This is a genomic window from Bradyrhizobium sp. MOS001 (assembly GCF_004634465.1).
Lineage (GTDB): Bacteria > Pseudomonadota > Alphaproteobacteria > Rhizobiales > Xanthobacteraceae > Bradyrhizobium > Bradyrhizobium barranii.
In genome coordinates, this window is sequence record NZ_SPVJ01000016.1 from 99215 (window position 1) to 118976 (window position 19762).

At 64.5% G+C, this 19762-nt stretch carries 13 protein-coding genes; 8 read left to right on the top strand and 5 right to left on the bottom strand.

The genetic code is table 11. From position 1 onward, the window contains the following. The first annotated feature begins 104 nt into the window (after nt 1-104). From CT676_RS21200 to CT676_RS21215, 4 genes are all read left to right on the top strand, one after another. The gene (locus CT676_RS21200; protein WP_135215295.1) at nt 105-2954 is read left to right on the top strand and encodes a calcium-binding protein; all 2850 of its coding nucleotides are present in this window, start codon (nt 105-107) and stop codon (nt 2952-2954) included. Between the two features lie 27 nt (nt 2955-2981). After that, nucleotides 2982-5114: a type I secretion system permease/ATPase gene (locus tag CT676_RS21205; protein ID WP_135215296.1), complete on the top strand. Its 2133-nt coding sequence runs from the start codon at nt 2982-2984 to the stop codon at nt 5112-5114. Beyond that, nucleotides 5101-6549: an HlyD family type I secretion periplasmic adaptor subunit gene (locus CT676_RS21210; protein ID WP_135215297.1), complete on the top strand. Its 1449-nt coding sequence runs from the start codon at nt 5101-5103 to the stop codon at nt 6547-6549. Before CT676_RS21205 ends, CT676_RS21210 begins: the two co-directional genes overlap by 14 nt. A 177-nt stretch (nt 6550-6726) precedes the next feature. Next, nucleotides 6727-7692 carry a tripartite tricarboxylate transporter substrate-binding protein gene (locus CT676_RS21215; RefSeq protein ID WP_063986418.1) on the top strand — a complete coding sequence of 322 codons (966 nt, stop codon included), beginning with the start codon at nt 6727-6729 and terminating at the stop codon, nt 7690-7692. 83 nt (nt 7693-7775) lie between these two features. Here the strand turns inward: CT676_RS21215 and CT676_RS21220 are convergent, their stop codons facing one another. The 3 genes from CT676_RS21220 to CT676_RS21225 form a co-directional block, all read right to left on the bottom strand. Beyond that, entirely contained in the window at nt 7776-9638 is a 1863-nt protein-coding gene (locus tag CT676_RS21220; protein WP_085402870.1) for an ABC-F family ATP-binding cassette domain-containing protein, read from the bottom strand. A 57-nt stretch (nt 9639-9695) separates the two neighbouring features. Further along, complete coding sequence (locus tag CT676_RS44135) at nt 9696-9869, bottom strand: hypothetical protein (protein ID WP_166096073.1); 174 nt, start codon at nt 9867-9869, stop codon at nt 9696-9698. A gap of 216 nt (nt 9870-10085) precedes the next feature. Continuing rightward, on the bottom strand, nt 10086-10340 hold the full coding sequence (locus tag CT676_RS21225; protein ID WP_014495771.1) for a hypothetical protein: 255 nt from the start codon (nt 10338-10340) through the stop codon (nt 10086-10088). A 311-nt stretch (nt 10341-10651) separates the two neighbouring features. On the opposite strand from CT676_RS21225, the gene ndk reads away from it, so the two are divergent. The 4 genes from ndk (at nt 10652) to CT676_RS21245 (ending at nt 15824) form a co-directional block, all read left to right on the top strand. Continuing rightward, the gene (ndk, locus tag CT676_RS21230; protein WP_027535388.1) at nt 10652-11074 is read left to right on the top strand and encodes a nucleoside-diphosphate kinase; all 423 of its coding nucleotides are present in this window, start codon (nt 10652-10654) and stop codon (nt 11072-11074) included. 41 nt (nt 11075-11115) lie between these two features. After that, nucleotides 11116-11976, top strand: a complete 861-nt coding sequence (locus tag CT676_RS21235) for a TerC family protein (RefSeq protein ID WP_135215298.1) — start codon at nt 11116-11118, stop codon at nt 11974-11976. Between the two features lie 623 nt (nt 11977-12599). Then, nucleotides 12600-14645, top strand: a complete 2046-nt coding sequence (locus tag CT676_RS21240; RefSeq protein WP_135215299.1) for a TonB-dependent receptor — start codon at nt 12600-12602, stop codon at nt 14643-14645. 30 nt (nt 14646-14675) lie between these two features. Next, on the top strand, nt 14676-15824 hold the full coding sequence (locus tag CT676_RS21245; RefSeq protein WP_275552118.1) for a PepSY-associated TM helix domain-containing protein: 1149 nt from the start codon (nt 14676-14678) through the stop codon (nt 15822-15824). 93 nt (nt 15825-15917) lie between these two features. On the opposite strand, the gene ppx is transcribed toward CT676_RS21245, so the two are convergent. Both ppx and CT676_RS21255 read right to left on the bottom strand, forming a co-directional pair. Then, nucleotides 15918-17420 (bottom strand): exopolyphosphatase, encoded by a 1503-nt coding sequence (ppx, locus tag CT676_RS21250; protein ID WP_041957841.1) that lies wholly within the window; start codon nt 17418-17420, stop codon nt 15918-15920. Between the two features lie 15 nt (nt 17421-17435). Then, nucleotides 17436-19628: an RNA degradosome polyphosphate kinase gene (locus CT676_RS21255; RefSeq protein WP_063983670.1), complete on the bottom strand. Its 2193-nt coding sequence runs from the start codon at nt 19626-19628 to the stop codon at nt 17436-17438. Nucleotides 19629-19762 lie beyond the last annotated feature (134 nt).

Genomic DNA, 19762 nt, shown 5'->3' on the forward strand with positions numbered 1-19762 from the left:
TCTCCAGAATAATCACGCGCGTCTAAAGCAGTGCTTCAAGCAAGACATCCGCACCACTGCTACGCATCGAGGGGAGGGGCTAGATCGATCGAAGGAATATTTGAATGTCTACTACCTCTGTTTTCTCCCCGGTTACGGGCCAGCTCACCATTTTCGGCGACAGCGCCAATAACGGCGTCGTGATCAGCCGCGACAAGTCGGGCCGCATTCTCATCAATAACGGGCAGGTGAAGACGATCGGTGGCGATCCCACTGTGGCCAACACCAATGAGATCGACATCTTCGGTCAGGGCGGCGACGACACGATCACCGTTAACGAATCCAACGGCCCGATGCCCGCGGTGCACATTTTCGGCGGCGACGGCAATGACAGGATCACGGGCGGCTCGGGTGCCGATTTGCTGTTTGGGCAGGCCGGCGACGACACGATCAAGGGCGGCGGCGGCAACGATCTGCTGTTCGGCGGCGCGGGGAACGACACGCTGGACGGCGGCAGCGGCGACAACCAGTTGTTCGGCGAAGCGGGCAACGACCTCATGATCTGGAATCCGGGGGGCGGCACCAACCTGTTCGAGGGCGGTGACGGCAACGACACCGCGCAGGTCAACGGAAGCAATGACCCGGAGACGTTCACGATCACGGCGAACGGCACGCGCGTGCGATTCGACGGGACGGGCGCGGCGCCATTTTTGCTCGACATCGGCACGACGGAGAATCTTGTGCTGCACGCCGGCGGCGGCGACGACGTCATCACCGCAAGCAATGGACTTGCCAGCCTGATCTCGCTGACGCTTGATGGCGGCGCCGGCAATGACAGGATCACCGGCGGCGACGGCAACGACCTCCTGATCGGTGGCAGCGGCGATGACATCGTCAATGGCGGACGCGGCAACGACGTCGCGCAACTAGGGACGGGCGACGACACCTTCATCTGGAATCCCGGCGACGGCAGCGACACGGTCGAAGGCGGATCGGGCAACGACAAGCTGCTGTTCAACGGCGCCAACGTCAACGAGAAGATCGATATCTCGGCTAACGGCGGCAGGGTGCGCTTCACCCGCGACGTCGCCAACATCACGATGGACCTCAACAGCATCGAGCAGATCGAATTCGATGCACGCGGCGGCGCCGACAACATCACCGTCGGCGATCTCTCCGGGACCGGGGTCAAACAGGTGCTGGTCGATCTCGGAGCCGTTCCCGGCGGCACGCAAGGCGACGGCGCGGCCGACACGGTGACCGTCAACGGCACCAACGCTGGCCAGCACATCGAGGTCACGTCCGACGGGACGACCGTGACGGTGACGGGCCTGCCTGAAGTCGTGACGATCGCGAATGCAGAGGCTGCCAACGACCGGCTGGTGATCCAGGCGCTCGGCGGCAACGACGTCATCGATGCATCGCTACTTGCTGCGGCGATTGGGCTGACCATCGACAGCGGCGCGGGCAACGATACCATCACCGGCAGTCAGGGTGCCGACACCCTGATCGGCGGTGACGGAAACGACAAGGTCACCGGTGGCCGCGGCAACGACGTCGCTCTTCTCGGCGCAGGCGACGACCTCTTCACGTGGAATCCCGGTGATGGTAGCGACACCGTCGAAGGTGGCGCGGGAACGGATACGCTGGTGTTCAACGGCTCCAACGTCGCCGAGAACATGTCGATCTCGGCGAATGGCGGCCGCGCGCTTCTCACCCGCGACGTCGGCGCCATCACGATGGATCTCAACGGCGTCGAGCATGTGCAGATCGCTGCCGCCGGCGGCGCCGACAACATCACCGTCAACGATCTCTCCGGCACCGGCGTCACGCAGGTGGCGATCGACCTCAGTGCCGGCCCCGGCAGCCAGAGTGGTGACGGTGCGGCAGATCGTGTGACCGTGAACGGTGCCGCAGGCGATGACAACATCTCGGTCACGACCTCTGGCGGATCGATCGTTGTCAACGGCCTTGCGGCGCAGGTGACCATCGCTCACGCCGATGCCGGTGACGTCCTGACCGTCAACGGCGGAGGCGGTAACGACGTCATCAATGCCTCGTCCATCAAGGCGGGGCAGCCGTTCAGCCTCAACATCAACGGCGGTGACGGCAACGACACCATCACCGGCAGTGCCGGCAATGACATCGTGAACGGCGGCCGTGGCAACGACGTTGCCAATCTCGGTGCCGGCGATGATACCTTCGTCTGGAATCCCGGCGACGGCAGCGACATTGTCGAAGGCGGCAAGGGCACCGATACGCTGCTGTTCAACGGCGCCAACATCAACGAGAACATCAACATCTCGGCCAATGGCGGCCGGGTGCTGTTCACCCGCGATGTTGCTGCCATTGCGATGGACCTCAACGGCGTCGAGCATATCAACTTCAACGCCCTCGGTGGTGCCGACAACATCACGGTCGGCGACCTCTCCGGGACCGGCGTGAATCAGGTCAACCTCGACCTCGGCGCCAATGACGGCGCCGCTGATACGGTGACGATCAACGGAACCAGCGGCAGCGACGTCATCACGGTGACCGAGCACGACGGCATCATTACGGTGTCGGGGCTTGGCCAGGACATCAACATCACCGATGCCGGCACGGGCGACAGGATCGTGATCAATGGGCTCGATGGCGACGACGTCATCACGGCCTCCGGTCTGCACGGCGGCATCCAGCTCGTCGCCAATGGCGGAAATGGCGATGACGTCCTGATCGGCAGCCCCGGCAACGACACGCTCGCGGGCGGTGCGGGTGACGACGTGCTGATCGGTGGCGGCGGACAGGACGTCCTCGACGGTGGCCCCGGCAACAACGTCGTCATCAACGGGGGCGGGGCGATGGCGGCCGCGATGCTGCTCAACCAGGCCATGGCGGCAAACCTCGTTCCGGCAGGTGACGGTCACGGCGAGATGCCATTGCCCGATCCGCACGCGGCACAGAGCCAGACCCTCGCACCGCCGCAGCACGCCTGACGCTTAACTCCGGCCCGGAGAACGCCCATGACCACGAACGCGGTCTCGACCGATACGGGGTTGGACGCGCTGCTCACCCTGCTGCATTTGCAGGGTGTTGCGGCCGACCGCGACCAGCTCAGGCACCGGACCGGAACGGCCATCTTTGGCGCAGCGGAGATCATCCGCTGCGCCAAGTCTCTCGGCCTCAAGGCACGAACCTATCGAACGCAGTGGAGTCGTCTTTCGGGCAGCCCGCTGCCGGCGATCGCGATACTGCGCGACGGCAGCTTCATGGTCATCGCGAAAGCCTCCGCCGACAAGGTGCTGGTGCAATCGCCGCAAGCCCAGCGCCCGGTGCTGATGGAGCGCGACGAGCTGTGCGCGATCTGGGACGGCGGATTGATTCTGATGGCCCGGCGCGCCGGGCTCTCCGACCTCGGGCGCCATTTCGACATCACCTGGTTCATCGGCGCGATCGGCAAGTACCGGCGGCTGTTCGGCGAGGTGCTGGCCGCCTCGTTCTTCCTCCAGCTCTTTGCGTTGGTCTCGCCGCTGTTCTTCCAGGTCGTGATCGACAAGGTGCTGGTCCACCGCTCGCTGTCCACGCTCGACGTGCTCGTCATCGGTCTCGTCGTCGTCTCGCTGTTCGACACGGTGCTGGGTATCCTGCGCAATTATCTGTTTGCGCATACGACCAACCGCATCGACGTGGAGCTGGGGGCGCGGCTGTTCCACCACCTTCTGGCATTGCCGATGGCCTGGTTTCAGGCGCGGCGCGTCGGTGATTCCGTGGCGCGGGTTCGCGAACTCGAGAACATCCGCAACTTCATCACCTCATCGTCGCTGACGCTGCTCATCGACCTGTTCTTCACCTCGGTATTCCTGGCGGTGATGTTCGCCTATTCGCCTGTCATGACCTGCATCGTACTCGGATCGTTCCCGTTCTACATCGCGATCTCGGCGGTGGCGACGCCGCTGTTCCGCCGCAGGCTGGACGAGAAATTCCGCCGTGGCGCCGAGAACCAGGCCTTCCTCGTCGAAAGCGTCAGCGGCATCGAGACGCTCAAGGCGATGGCGGTCGAGCCGCAGATGCAGCGCCGCTGGGAAGAGCAGCTCGCCGGCTACGTCTCGGCGAGTTTCGGCGTCACCAGCCTCGGCAACACCGCAAGCCAGCTCGTCCAGTTCGTCAGCAAGGTCGTGACCGCCGCCATTCTCTATGTCGGCGCGCGTCTCGTGATCGGCGACGCATTGACCGTCGGCGAGCTCGTGGCCTTCAACATTTTTGCGGGGCGCGTTTCGGCGCCCGTGCTGCGGCTGGCCCAGGTCTGGCAGGATTTTCACCAGGCGCGGCTCTCGATCGCGCGGCTTGGCGACATCCTCAACAGCGCGGCAGAGCCGGCTTATTCGGCCGCGCGCGCCGGGCTGCCGCCGATCCGGGGCGATATCCGGTTCGAGCACGTGTCGTTCCGCTACCGGCTCGATGGGCCGGAAATCCTGCATGACGTCTCGTTCGATGTTCCGGCCGGGCAAACCGTCGGCATCGTCGGATCGTCGGGCTCGGGCAAGAGCACGTTCGCCAAGCTGGTGCAGCGGCTCTACGTTCCGCAAGGCGGCCGCGTGCTGATCGACGGAATGGATCTGGTGATGACCGATCCGGCCTGGCTCCGACGCCAGATCGGCGTGGTGCTCCAGGACAACATGCTGTTCAACCGCTCGGTGCGCGACAACATCGCGCTGGCCGATCCGACCCTGCCGATGGACCGCGTCATGGACGCAGCAAAACTTGCGGGCGCGCATGATTTCATTCTGGAGCTTCCCGAAGGCTACGACACTGTCGTCGGCGAGCGCGGCTCGACGCTCTCGGGCGGGCAGCGCCAGCGCATCGCGATCGCCCGCGCATTGGTGACCAATCCCCGCATCCTGATCTTCGATGAAGCGACCAGCGCGCTCGACTATGAAAGCGAGCGGATCATCCATGAGAACATGAAGGAGATCGCGAGGGGCCGCACCGTTCTGATCATCGCGCATCGGCTGTCCACCGTTCGCGGCGCCGATCGCATCTTCACGCTGGAGCGCGGCCGTCTGGTCGAGGACGGCACGCATGACGCGTTGATCAAGACCGGTGGCCGATACGCGGCCCTGCATCGTCTCCAGGGAGGGATCTATGAGGTCGGCTAGCGCGGTGCCGGCCCCGCGGCCGGAGCAGACCGTCGTTCCCTTCCGGAAAGCAAAGGCGCGGCGCACTGAAGAGATCGCCTTCCTGCCTGCGGCGCTGGAGATTGCTGAGGCGCCACCGTCACCGATCGGCCGGGCCATCGCGATGGCCCTGATGCTCCTTGTCTGCGCGGCACTCGCGTGGTCGGCATGGGGCACGATCGACATCGTGGCGTCCGCTACCGGGAAGGTGGTGTCGAGCGGGCGAAGCAAGGTGGTCCAGCCGTTCGAGACCGGGGTGGTGCGCGCCATCCACGTGCAGGACGGGCAAGCGGTCAAATCGGGCGACGTGCTGATCGAGCTCGATCCGACCGTGAATGCCGCGGAGCGCGATCACCTGCACGACGATCTCATGGCCGAACGGCTCAATATGGCGCGTCTCCGCGCCGCATTGGCAAGCGGCGAAGATGCCTCCACCGATCTCGTCCCGCCCGCGGATGCCGATCCCTCGCTGGTCGCGACACAGCGGCAGCTTCTTGCCAATCAGGTCAGCGAGCATCGCGCCAAATTGGCGTCGCTTGCGCGCCAGCAGGCGCAGAAGGAGGCCGAGCATCAGACCATTGCGGCGACGATCCACAAGCTGGATGCGTTGCTCCCGGTCACCCAGCAGCGCGTCGATATCCGCAAGATTCTGATGGAGAAGGAAATCGGCTCGAAGCTGACCTATTACGAGACCCTTCAGCTTCTGATCGAGCAGCAGGAGGAGCTTCGCGTCCAGAGCAGCCATCTGAAGGAAGCCGAGGCGGCCGTCGCCGCGATCCGGGAGACCCGCACCCAGGCCGTGGCTGAGTATCGCAAGAGCCTGTCCGACGAACTCGCCAAGAGCGAGCAGAAAGCCAATGGCGTCGCGCGCGATCTGATCAAGGCGCAGCAGCGGACCCGGCTGCAGCAGCTGACCTCGCCGGTCGACGGCGTCGTGCAGCAGCTTGCGGTCCACACCGTGGGCGGCGTGGTCACGCCCGCGCAATCGCTGCTGGTGATCGTGCCATCGGATACGCGGCTCGAGGTCGAGGCGATGATCTCCAACCGCGACATCGGCTTCGTCGAGGCCGGGCAGGACGCCGCCGTCAAGATCGACACCTTCAACTTCACCCGCTACGGCCTGCTGGAGGGACGGGTGCTGAGCGTCTCGCAGGACGCCATCATCCGCGACCGTCCGCCGGGAAGCGACCGCGCGCTCGGGACGCAGCGCGACAGCAGCGAGCCCAACGGCCAGGAGTTGAGCTACAGCGCACGCATCTCGCTCGATCGCACGCAAATGCAGGTGGACGATCGCCTCGTCAGCCTGTCACCGGGAATGGCCGTGACAGTGGAGATCAGGACCGGCTCGCGCACCATTTTGAGCTACCTGTTGTCTCCGCTTCAGCGCTACCGACAGGAGATCATGCGGGAGCGGTAGATCCCATTTTGCTCCAGCGGAGCTGTATCACGCCTGCCCACCATTCGTCTCGCCGGCGACGTCGCCATTCTCGGCGCGGATCATCGTGATTGCGACACTTTTGCAGAGGTCGCTTTCCTGATGGCCGTGCGGCCGGGGATGCGCTTTTATGGCGCGAGAAAGAACCTTGGAGGGAACATGCGTTTCATCACGATCGTGTCGGCTCTGCTTCTGTCGCTCGGCGCGGCGGTCGCCCAGGACTATCCGTCCAGGCCCATCACCGTGCTGGTGCCGTACGCCGCGGGTGGACCGACGGACACCATCGCGCGTCTGACCGCAGCAAGCATGGCGAAATCCCTCGGGCAGCAGATCATCGTCGAGAACGCGACGGGCGCCGGCGGCACGATCGGCACGACGCGCGCCGCGCGCGCCCAGCCGGACGGCTACACGCTGCTGGTCCATCATGTCGGCATTTCGACCGCGGCCACGCTGTATCGCAACCTGAGCTACGACACGAAGACGGCCTTTGCGCCGATCGGGCTCGTGACCAATGCGCCGATGACCATCATCGCGCGTCCGGACTTCCCGGCCGACACGCTCAAGGAACTGGTCGTCTACGCCCAGCAGCAGGGCGACAAGCTGACTTACGCCAATGCCGGGTTAGGTGCGGCATCGCATCTGTGCGGCATGCTGTTCATGACGGCGATCCAGAAGCAGCTCACCACGGTGCCCTACAAGGGCAATGGGCCGATCATGAACGATCTGCTCGGCAAGCAGATCGATCTCACCTGCGACCAGGCGACGAACACGACCGGGCCGATCACGGCCAAGCAGGTCAAGGCCTACGCTGTCACCACAAAAGAGCGGCTGAAGAGCCTGCCCGATCTGCCGACCGCCGACGAGGCCGGCCTCAAGGGGTTCGAGCTCGGCGTCTGGCATGGCCTCTATGCCCCTAAGGGCACGCCGCCCGCGGTCGTTCAGAAGCTGACGGCGGTGCTCCAGGCCGCGCTCAGGGATCCCGCGTTGATCGCCCGGTTCAACGACATCAACACCGAGCCGGTCCCTCAGGACAAGGCGACGCCGGAGGCGCTCGGGGCGATGCTGACCAGCGAAGTCGACCGCTGGGCGCCGATCATCAAGGCGGCGGGGCAGTATGCCGATTAAGTAAAGGGCCAACTGCTCAGCGGCTTGTAGGCAGGTAATTTATTACCTGTACTGTGCACGGGGTTGTTTTTCAGATTTTGAGTCTAGCCCGCCGCCTCGTCGAACTGCGTGCTCGCCTCCAGCCACTGTTCCTCCGCACGCGCCAGCGCGTCGGCGGCGTTGGCGCGGGCCTTCGACAGTTGCGCGGCCTGCTTGGGATCCTTGGTGAAGATGTCGGGCAGGGCGAGCGCGGTGTCGATCTTGGTGATGATCTCGCTGACGCGGGCGATCTCGCTCTCGGCTTCCGCGATGCGCTTCTTCAGCGAACCCCGATTGTCCGATCTCGGGCGCTGCGGCTTCTCGCTCGCGGCGCTACGCTCGCGCGGGGCGGGCTCGCCGTTGCGCGCCGACAGCACCAGGCGGCGATACTCGTCGAGGTCGCCGTCGTAATTGGTCACGGTCCGGTCGGCGACGATCCAGAGTTGGTCGGCGCAGGACTCAATCAGATAGCGGTCGTGCGAAACCATGATGACGGCGCCGGGGAATTCGTTGATCGCTTCGGCAAGCGCTGCGCGGCTGTCGATGTCGAGATGGTTGGTCGGCTCGTCCAGGATGATCATGTTCGGGCCGAAGAAGGTCGCCAGCCCCAGCAGCAAGCGCGCCTTCTCGCCGCCAGACAACTTCCCGACCTTGGTATCGGCCGCCTTGCCGGAGAATCCGATGGCGCCGGCGCGTGCGCGCACCTTGGCCTCGGGCGCTTCACCCATAAGCTTGCGGACGTGGTCGTAGGTCGAGGCATCCTCGTTCAATTCGTCGAGCTGGTGCTGGGCGAAATAGGCAATCGAGAGCTTGTCGGCACGCGTCACCTTGCCCGAGAACGGTGCGAGGCGGCCCGCGAGCAGTTTCACGAGCGTCGACTTGCCGTTGCCGTTGGAACCAAGGAGCGCGATGCGGTCGTCATTGTCGACGCGCAAGGTGACGCGGTTAAGCACGGGCGTGTTCGGATCGTAGCCGACCACGACGTTGTCGGCGGCGATGATCGGCGGCGACAGGATTTTCTCCGGCGCGGGAAAGCTGATTTCGCGCACGTCCTGGGTGACCAGCGCCGTGATCGGCTTCAGCCGCTCCAGCATTTTTACACGAGATTGCGCCTGGCGGGCTTTCGAGGCTTTCGCCTTGAAGCGGTCGACGAAGGCCTGAAGACGGGCGCGTTCGGCTTCCTGGCGCTTGACCGCTTTGGCATCGAGCAGCTCGCGCATGGCCCGTTGCTCCTCGAAGGAGGAATAGGTGCCTTTGTAGAGCGTGAGCTTGCCGCGCTCCAGATGCAGGATCTGGTCGACCGAGCTTTCCAGCAGGTCGCGGTCATGGCTGATCACGATCACCGTGCGCGGATAATGCGCAAGGTGATCCTCGAGCCAGAGCGTGCCTTCGAGGTCGAGATAGTTGGTGGGCTCGTCGAGCAGCAGGAGGTCAGGGGCGGCGAACAGCGTGGCGGCGAGCGCGACGCGCATGCGCCAGCCGCCGGAGAATTCGGCACAGGGGCGGAGCTGGTCGGTGGCGGAGAAGCCGAGGCCGGACAGGATCGCGGCCGCACGACTCGGCGCCGAATGGGCGTCGATGTCGACCAGCCGGGTCTGGATCTCGGCGATCCGGTGCGGGTCGGTCGCGCTCTCCGCTTCGTGAAGCAGCGCGTCGCGTTCGAGGTCGGCCTTGAGCACGACGGAGATCAGGCTTTCGGGGCCGTTCGGGGCCTCCTGCGCGAGGCTGCCGACGCGCCAGCGCGGCGGCAGGGTGACCGTGCCGTGCTCGGCCGCCAGCTCGCCGCGGATCACCTTGAACAGGGTCGACTTGCCGGTGCCGTTGCGCCCGACCATGCCGACGCGCGCGCCGGGCGTGATCTGCACGGAACTCTGGTCAATCAGAAGGCGTCCGGCAAGGCGGATGGAGAGGTCGGTGATAGCAAGCATGCGGCCTTGTCACCGCAAGGCGCGTCGAACGCAACCCGTTTTTGCGTGAGCCTCACGTCAGTGCGAATCGCGGTCGCGTTGCTTCAACTCGTCGAGGAGCTGTTCGAGATGCGTCGGGAGCCGTGGTTCGGGGCGCAGGCTCTGCTGAAGCCGTTCGCCCACGGCATCGCAAATCGAGCGGCTGGTGCGCCGGTCGATCTGTTCGCTGTCATTGGCAAAAAGGCCAGCCATTGTGGGGTTCCGTGTTCTCAAAGTGATGACACGGTACCAAGTCCTCGGCCCCCCAAATGGTTTCGCGGCTCGCGGAGATTGCCCGGCACTCTAGTAAAAATTGCATGAAGCCGGGCAATAGCCGCCCAAATACAAAGCCCCGGCGCAGGGGAACGCCGGGGCTTCGCTTGGAAGGTACCTGGGGGGCCTAGGTACCTCAGGAAGGTGCTGACGGGCTCAGTAGCAGCGGTTGATCAGCCGCCAGCGGGGTCCCCAGGGGGTCGGGACCAGCCGGCGCACGTAGCAGCCGCCATAACCGTAGGAGACGGGGCCGCCGGCATAGAAGCGCGGTCCACCCCAGCCGTGATGCCAGCCACCGCCGCCGCCGTGCCAGCCCCAGCCGCCATGCCAGTGAGCGGAGGCGGAGGTCGGCGCAAGCGCGGCACCCAGCGCAACCGCGGCGACAGCGGCAAGCGAAAGTTTCCTCAACATGGTGATCTCCTAAAGACTGCCGGCGCGGGGCTATCGCGTCGATGGAAAGGCCGCCGAAACGGTCCGCCTCATGATCGGGCTTTCGGTTTCGATAGGCCCGACCTTACGCCGGCGAAACTGAACCAAGCCCTGAACGGAGCCTTCAGATTGGGTTCATCAGGGTGAAATCTCGGTAATCCATGACTAGATCCGGCGGGGCAGCCTGCGGCGAAGCGTCCGGGGGCGGTTTTGGCGGTCGCTTGCCGTCCGGCAAAGGCGCCGATATAAGCCCGGCAACTCCGAACCACTGCTTTCTTCTCAAGGACAAGATTATGGCCATCGAACGCACTTTCTCGATCATCAAGCCCGATGCGACCGCGCGTAACCTGACCGGTGCGGTCAACGCCGTGATCGAGAAGGCGGGCCTGCGCATCGTCGCGCAGAAGCGCATCCGCATGACCAAGGAACAGGCCGAGACCTTCTATGCCGTGCACAAGGCGCGCCCGTTCTTCGGCGAGCTCGTCGAGTTCATGACCTCGGGCCCCGTGGTGGTCCAGGTGCTGGAAGCCGAGGGCGCCATTGCCAAGTACCGCGACGCGATGGGTGCGACCGATCCGTCCAAGGCCGCCGACGGCACCATCCGCAAGCTCTACGCAAAGTCGATCGGCGAGAATTCCGCTCACGGCTCGGATGCGCCGGAGACCGCCGCGATCGAAATCGCGCAGTTCTTCTCGGGCAACGAGATCGTCGGCTGATCAGCCGATAGGTTAATATCGACGGGGCGAAAGGACGTATTGTGAACTGGCTCTGGCAGGTCTTCGATCCCGCTACGATCGGGGCATTCTTCACCCAGTTTCGCAACGAGATGGCCGAACCGACCTTCTGGATTGCGGTCGGCAAGATCATCTGGATCAACATCCTGCTCTCCGGCGACAACGCGCTGGTGATTGCGCTCGCCTGCCGCGGACTCAAGCCGCGGCACCGGCTGTGGGGCATGATCTTCGGCGCCGGCGCAGCCGTGCTGCTGCGGATCATCTTCACCGGCATCGTCGCGAGCCTGATGGAGCTGCCGTATCTCAAGCTCGTCGGCGGTCTCGCGCTGATCGTGATCGCGGCGAAGCTCCTGGTGCCGGAGAACGAGGACGAGGAGGGCGTCGAGTCCGCCTCGCATCTGTGGCAGGCGGTGCAGATCGTCGTCGTCGCCGACATCGTCATGAGTCTCGACAACGTCATTGCGGTGGCCGCCGCCGCCAATGGCAGCGTGCCGCTGCTGATCCTCGGCCTTGCCATCAGCGTGCCGCTGATCGTCGCCGGTGCGGCCCTGATCATGGCGCTGCTCGCAAAGCTGCCGGTCCTGGTCTGGGCGGGTGCAGCACTGCTCGGCTGGATCTCGGGCGAGGTGATCGCGACCGATCCCGGCATCGCGCCGAAGCTGCACACGCTGTTCGACGGCCCGCTCGGTGCCTCGCTGGACAGCATGCTCGGCGCACTTCGCATCCCGCCCCAATTCGCCCATGGCGGCGGAGGCGGCGAATATCTCTGCGCCGCTCTCGGCGTCGTCGTCGTGCTGGTCGTCGGCAGCATCTGGCGCCGGCGCAGCCTGAGCGCGGCCGCGCTGGAGTCCTCCGAGCGCCACGCCAAGGCCTCGGCGGAGTAATCTCCACGGCATGATCTGGTTTTGCTTGCCTCTTCCCGGCGGGGAGAGGTGTTGCGCGCGATCATTCTGACAGCCGCCGTCCCCACTGAACCGGTCATCATAGCTCCGCACGCCGGCGAGCATTGCCGCCTTATGGCGAACTCGCGCGTCAGGCGGTCACGCACAGTGCGGTCCGGCACTTCGTGGGTGACCCACAGCGCTCTCAACCTCTGCGCGATTTAGACTTTGACTTATTATAAACTACTGAAAATAAAGGCGTTTTTATTGACTTGGCGGCTCATGCCGCGGCACGTCGCTCCGGTATTTATTCCTGTCAAACCGGAAGCTGTTGAGAGATGCCTTCGAGAGCCACCTGCCGCCCTGCTGCTATTCTTGCCGCTACCGTCAAATCCCATTCGAAGTTCTCCAGACCGACGGCCTTCGCGGCCTCTCTGGTCTCCATCGCCTTGTTCGGCGACGGCTTCCTTCACCGCACCAGCGCGCAAAGCGCTGCGCCGGAGACGGCGACAGCCTTGCCGGCGGTGACCGTCACTGCCGACGTGCCGAAGCAGCGTGCACGCCCGCGTTTGAACCCAAGTCGAAGAGCGGGCCGTCAAAGCGCGCCCGCGAATGAGCGGGCCAGGATGCAGGCGGAAGCGAAGCCCGCTGCCGCAAGGCCCGGCGCACTCCCGCCCTCCTACCCAGGTGGGCAGGTCGCCCGCGGAGGCCAGATCGGCTTGCTGGGCAACAGGGATTTCATGGACACGCCGTTCAACATCACCAGTTACACGGCGAAGAAGATCAAAGATCAGCAGGCCAGCACGATAGCCGACGTCGTCAGCAACGACCCTTCGGTCCGTTTCACCGGTCAGACCGGCGGCATTCTCGACTCCTTCTTCATCCGCGGCTTTCCGATCGGCGAGGGGAATGTCGGAGAAATTGCCTTCAACGGTGTCTACGGTGTTGCGCCGAACTACCGTGTCTTCACCGACTACGTCGAACGGATCGAGATCATCAAGGGCCCGACCGCGCTGCTTTACGGGATGGCCCCGAACAGCAGCGTCGGGGGCACCATCAATATCGTCCCGAAGCGTGCCTCTGATGTCGATCTCACACGGGTTACGACCGACTACGCGACGAACAGCCAGTTCGGCACGCATCTCGACGTCAGCCGACGGTTCGGCGAGAACCGCGAATTCGGAATTCGCGTCAATGGCAGCTATCACAATGGTGATACGCCGCTGGACAACCAGAACCGGGAGGCGCATGTCGGCGCCGCCGCGTTCGATTATCGCGGTGAGAAATTCAGAGCATCGCTCGACTTCATCGATCAGGAAGAAAAGTTCGACGCGCCCACGAGACCGTTTCTGGTCGCAACAGGCGTAGCTGTCCCGACCGCGCCGGTCGGGAGGCGCAATGTCACGCAGGCCTGGGAATGGGCCAAGGTTCATGACAACTCGCTGCTGGCGCGCGCCGAATACGATGTGACGGATTCCGTGACGGTGTTCGCCGACGGCGGTGGCGGCAGGACCCAGGTCGATCGCTTGTTCGGCACGCCGACGATCCTGAACGCGGCCGGCAACACCACGTCGACACCGGGACGCTTCAAATTCGATATCGACAGGAATGTGGCCGACGCCGGTGTGCGCGCCCGGTTTGAAACCGGCGCGATCAGTCACGCCGTGAGTTTCCAGGGCAGCTACTACACGGATCAGATCTCACGGGGCTCTGTGTCCGGGACGCCGGTTCTGTCCAACATCTATGCGCCGATCGCCCGTCCTGAGCAGCTCGTTGCTGCTCCCGCGACTGTTCCGAAGCTTTCGGATACCGAATTGACCGGCCTTGCGCTGGCTGACACTTTGTCGGTTTTTCAGGAGCGCCTTCAGCTGACCGTCGGCGTGCGCCAGCAGGGGGTGAAGTCCAACAACTTCAATACCACCACGGGAGCGGTCACGTCCTCCTATGACCAGACGGCGCTCACGCCGATGGTTGGCCTCGTCGTCAAGCCCTGGAGCAACGTTTCGCTCTACACCAACTACATCGAAGGGCTCAGCAAGGGCGACGTCGCACCGACGACCGCGAGCAATCAGGGGGAAGTTCTTGCGCCTTACTTCAGCAAGCAGCACGAGGCAGGCGTCAAGGTCGACTTCGGAATGCTGGCCACCACGATCAGCGTGTTCCAGATCATCAAGCCGTCGGGACAATTGGGGGTCGACAAGATCTTCCGGGCCGACGCCGAACAGCGCAATCGCGGCCTGGAGTTCACCGTATTCGGAGAGTTGCAGCCGGGCATACGTGTCCTTGGCGGCGTGACGTTGATCGATGCAGAGCTGACAAAGACAAGCACGCCAACCAATCTCGGCAAGACGCCGATCGGTGTGCCTCAGGTGCAGGCAAACCTGTCCGCCGAATGGGACACCCCGTTCGCACCCGGACTGACGCTGGTCGCCAATACCATCTATACGGGACACCAGTATCTGGATGCGGCGAACACGCAGGTCGTTCCGGCCTGGACGAGGCTCGACCTGGGTGCCCGCTACAACACGCGGATCAACAACCGGCCGGTGACGCTGCGGGCCCTGGTGCAGAACGTGTTCGATACCAATTACTGGGCTGGCGTGGCGAGCTTCTCCGCGTTGTCGCAAGGTGTACCGCGAACCCTGCTATTGTCGATGTCGACGGATTTCTGAGGCGGGTCGGCTTTGACGCGTGCAACGGCGATGTTGCCGGCCCCGAACCTCACCGGACGCGCACGGCGTGGGCTTCTGTGGGCTCATCGATGGCTCGGATTGCTCGGCGGCATCGTCGTGGTGCTGATCGGCCTCACGGGTAGCTTCATCGTCTTCTATCGGGAAATCGACGCCGCCCTGAACCCGGCGCTTTACACTCCCGCCGGTCGGGAACGAGAGGCTACGTTGAGCGAGGTGATGCGCGCGGCCGCGGCAGCGGATCCCGCGCCGATTGCCACGATCCTCGCGCCGGATCGGACTTGGCCGGTCTGGGTCGTGATACATGCGCATGAAACTGCGAAAGGCCGCTACCCGAATCGTTGGACGACCATGGTCGATCCTTCGAACGGGAAGGTGCTCGGGCGGCGTGACTACATCAACGCGTTCTCCCTCAAGGTTTATCGTCTGCACTACACGCTGCTGCTCTACGAGTGGTGGGGCAAAGAGCTGGTCGGCGTTGCCGGGTTCATGCTGCTCGGCCTGGCCATGTCAGGCGTCATCTTGTGGTGGCCGAGGCCGGGTCGATTCTGGCGATCGGTGTCGGTCCGGAAGGACGTTTCGCTGCTTCGATTTGTTTTCGACGTCCACGGCACGGCCGGCTTTTGGGCGCTGCTCGCGCTCACGGTGATCTCGATGACCGGCGTCGGGATCATTTTTCCCGACGTCGTGCCTCCCATCGTTGGCCTTGTGTCGCAACCGACAGCCGATCCGTCGCCGCGGATCGAAGCGCCGCCCCCCACGGGGACACCGCCGCTATCACCCGATGCGATCATGCGGAGCGCGCAAGCGGCCAAGCCGGGCATGGCGGTTGCCATGCTGAGCCCGCCCACCGAAACGCGCAACACGTGGCGGGTGCAGTTCCGGGCCGCGGGTGCTGATCCCGCGGTACGTGCCCGGGGGGCGATCTGGCTCGATCCATGGAGTGGCGCAGTGGTGCACGATCGCACTTCGGCCGCGATGTCGATGGGGGATCGCTATCTGGCCGAACAGCTCTGGATCCATAACGGCGCGACGTTCGGGCTGATCGGGCGCCTGCTCGTGTTCGCAACCGGCTTCGCACCTCTCGCCCTGTTCATCAGCGGCGCGATCATGTGGCTCAAGAAGCGTCCAGGGAGAATCAGAACCGGCCAGCGGGTCTAAAGCGCGATGAGATTGGAATGAATCGTTATCGCGCTTTAGGTTGTTGTTTGAGCATGATCCGGAAAACCGCTGCGCACTTTTCCGGATCATGCTCTAGCGCCGCACGATGGAGCCGGAGCGGCCGATCAGGCGGGCGAGGGCGCGGAAGCGGCTGCCGACGCGGTCGGCGACGAGGTCGACGAGCCGGTGCTCGAACACCAGCATCAGATTGCGGCCTTGGCTGCGGAAATGCGTGGCCGGCAGCACACCCGGACGTGCCGCCGAGATCAGATGGGCGACGCGGAACGCCGCGCCCAGCAGACGGGCGCGTTCGAGCTGGGCCGGTGTCAGCAGTTCCTGCATGGTCACCGGCGGCTGGTTTTCCTCGCTCAGGCCCGCATAGCGGTAGAACACGGACAGGCCGACGAAGGCGCGCTCGGTGTGGGTGATTGCGCCGAAATTGCCGTTGACGACCAGGCTCAGCGTCTGCTCGCCGCGATGGTCGGGATGCACGCGCCAGCCGATGTCGGAGAGCAGGCACGCGGTGTGGCGCAAGCGGCGGTCCTCTTCGGTCTCGCGCAGCTTCACCACGCGCGCGAGGCGGTCGGTCCAGGCGATCAGCTCGCGGGCGTGCTTTGCCGAACGCGACAGCAGCTGATTGAGCTCTTCCGCGGCGCAGATCAGCCCGTCCTTGTTGCGCTCGGATTCCGACAGCTTCTCGTGCAAGAGGCCCTCGCGCACGCCGAAGGTCGAGAACACGATGGACTTGGGTTTCGCCACGCGGATGATGTGCTCGAGCACCAGCGCCGCATAGGTGAGGAGCGGGCGCCTGGCATCCGCGACGATCTCGATGTCGGCCAGCATGTCGGCGGCCGCAAGCCGGCGGAGACGACGCGAAAAGTCGAGCGCTTCAGCTGCGGAAATGGAGTAGCCGTGCATTACCTGGAGCGGATAGCCGCTCTGGATGATGTGGATGCGCGCGAGCGCGCGCCAGGTGCCGCCGACGGCGTAGAAGGTGCGGCCGCGGCCGGCGGTGAGCTGCGGCACCTCGTCGAGCTCCTCGCGCACGATGCGGTCGGCGCGCTTGAGCGATTTGTGCGCGAGGTCCTGGAGCGCGAGGCCACCGAGCGGCAGCGTCACGCCGCTGCGCACGCTGTTCTTGCGCACGTCGATCAGCTCGAGCGAGCCGCCACCGAGATCGCCGACAATGCCGTCGGGATGATGGATGCCGGAGATCACGCCGAGCGCCGACAGCCGCGCCTCGCGCGGGCCCGACAGGATCTCGATCTTCACGGCGCAGATGCGCTCGGCTTTCGCGATGAAGTCGGGGCCGTTGGAGGCATCGCGGCAGGCTGCGGTCGCAATCGCAAACACGCGACCGACCTGCATGACGCGGCACAGGGCCCGGAACCGCTTCAGCGAGGTCAGCGCCTTGTCGACGGCATCGGGCGCAAGCAGGCCCGTGCTCTGCACCTCGCGCCCGAGGCCGCACAGCGTCTTCTCGTTGAAGATCGGAATGAGGCTCCGCGTCAGTCCCTCGTAGACGACGAGACGGACCGAGTTGGAACCGATATCGATGACCGCGACGCTCGAGCCGCGCTTACGCGGCCGCTTCACGTCCTCGATCCCGGATCAAGACTGATGACGTTCATTACGGCGCGTGAGACGGCGCGGCGAGGATTCCTTGAGCGACTTTCCACGGCCAGATAGACTCGGATTTGTCATGAAGTAGTTGTGGACGTTGAAAGGCTCCTCGCCCTTCGCGGTCTTCATACGCGTCGAGGACCCGTCCGGCAACAATTGCCAGCTCTGCTCATTGTCCTTCAGATTCGCGACCATGATCTGTTCGAGAACCTGCTGATGCACCGTGGGATTTTGCAGCGGACACAGCACCTCGACGCGGCGGTCGAGGTTGCGTGGCATCATGTCGGCCGAGGAGATATACACAGCCGCTTTCGCGCTCGGCAGGCCCTGGCCCATGCCGAAGCAGTAGATTCGTCCGTGTTCCAGGAAGCGCCCGATGATCGACTTGACGCGGATGTTCTCCGACAGGCCTGGAATGCCGGGCCTGAGGCAGCAGATTCCGCGCACGACGAGCTCGACCTGGACGCCGGCTTGCGAGGCCTCGTAGAGCGCGTCGATGATGTCGGGGTCGACCAGCGCATTCATCTTCATCCAGACCGCGCCGGGGCGGCCATGCCGCGCATGCGCGGTCTCGCCTTGGATGTGCTCGATGATGCGCTTGCGCAACGTCAGCGGAGACACCGCCATCTTTTCCAGATCGCTCGGCGCGGCATAACCGGTGATGAAGTTGAACACGCGCGCCGCGTCGCGGCCGATGGTCGGATCCGAGGTGAAGTAGGAGAGGTCGGTGTAGATACGTGCGGTGACGGGGTGATAATTGCCGGTGCCGGTGTGGACGTAAGTGGTGAGGCCGCCGCCCTCGCGGCGCACCACCATCGAGAGCTTCGCGTGCGTCTTCAGTTCGAGGAAGCCGTAGACGACCTGCACGCCGGCGCGTTCGAGGTCGCGCGCCCAGCGGATGTTGGCTTCCTCGTCGAAGCGCGCCTTCAATTCGATCAGCGCGGTGACGGACTTGCCGGCTTCGGCTGCTTCCGCCAGCGTGCGCACGATCGGCGAGTTGTTGGAGGTGCGGTAGAGCGTCTGCTTGATCGCGACGACATCGGGATCGCGGGCGGCCTGCTGCAGGAACTGCACGACCACGTCGAAGGATTCGTAGGGATGATGGACGACGAGGTCCTTCTGTCGGATCGCGGCAAAGATGTCGCCGCCATGCTCGCGCACGCGCTCGGGATGGCGCGGTACGTAAGGGGTGAATTCGAGATCGGGCCGGTCGAGGCGGGTGAGCTGCGAGAGCTCGTTCATGGCGAGCACGCCGTCGACCAGGAAGACCTCGTCGTCGGCGGCCGACAGCGCATGCTGCACGAAGCTGCGCAGCTCCTCCGGCATCTTGCCGTCGATCTCGAGCCGGATCACCGACCCGCGGCGGCGGCGCTTCAGAGCGGTCTCGAACAGGCGGACGAGGTCTTCGGCTTCTTCCTCGATTTCGAGCTCGGAGTCGCGGATGATGCGGAAGGCGCCCTGGCCGTGGAGATTGTAGCCGGGGAACAGGCGGTTGATGAACAGCCCGGTCGCCTGCTCGAGCGAGATCAGCCGCACGACCTTGCCCTCGGCCGGCAACCGGATGAAGCGGTCGATCTTGCCGGGCATACGAATCAGCGCGTTCATCTGCTTGCCGTCGGCGGCGCGCGTCAGCTGGAGCGCGATGGTGAAGCCGAGGCTCGGAATGAACGGGAAGGGGTGAGCAGGGTCGATCGCGAGCGGGGTCAACAGCGGAAACACGTTGTTGAGGAAGTAGTCCTCGATCCAGGTCCGTTCCGCCTTGGTGACGTCCTTGCCGTCGACCAGCACGATGCCGACGTCGGCCAGCGTGCCGCGCAGGTCGCGCCAGATCGCCTGCTGGTCGGAGGCAAGCTGCGAGACGGTGCGGTTGATCAGCGCGAGCTGCTCGGACGGCGTCAGGCCGTCGGGGCTGCGCTCGGCGATGCCCTCGCGGATCTGGGCCTTGATGCCGGCGACGCGGACCATGAAGAATTCGTCGAGGTTATTCGCTGAAATCGACAGGAATCGCACCCGCTCCAGCATGGGGTGGCTGGGATTGACCGCTTCCTCGAGGACGCGGCGGTTGAAGTGCAGCCAGGAGAGCTCGCGATTGATGAAGCGCTCGGGACTTGAGGCAATCGCCGGCAGGCCCTCGGTCTCCGGGGCTTTTTCTTTAATTTCAACAGCTTGCGCAGAGTCCATCAGAAGTCGATCCATCCAGTTCGCCCCAATTTGCGACTTATGCGCAAAACCGGCGGGAGCATGTGTTAGTCCGATGACGTTTCGATGACATTGATGTTCCGCCGCTGCGCCGCGTCAAGCGGCCTTGGAGCCAG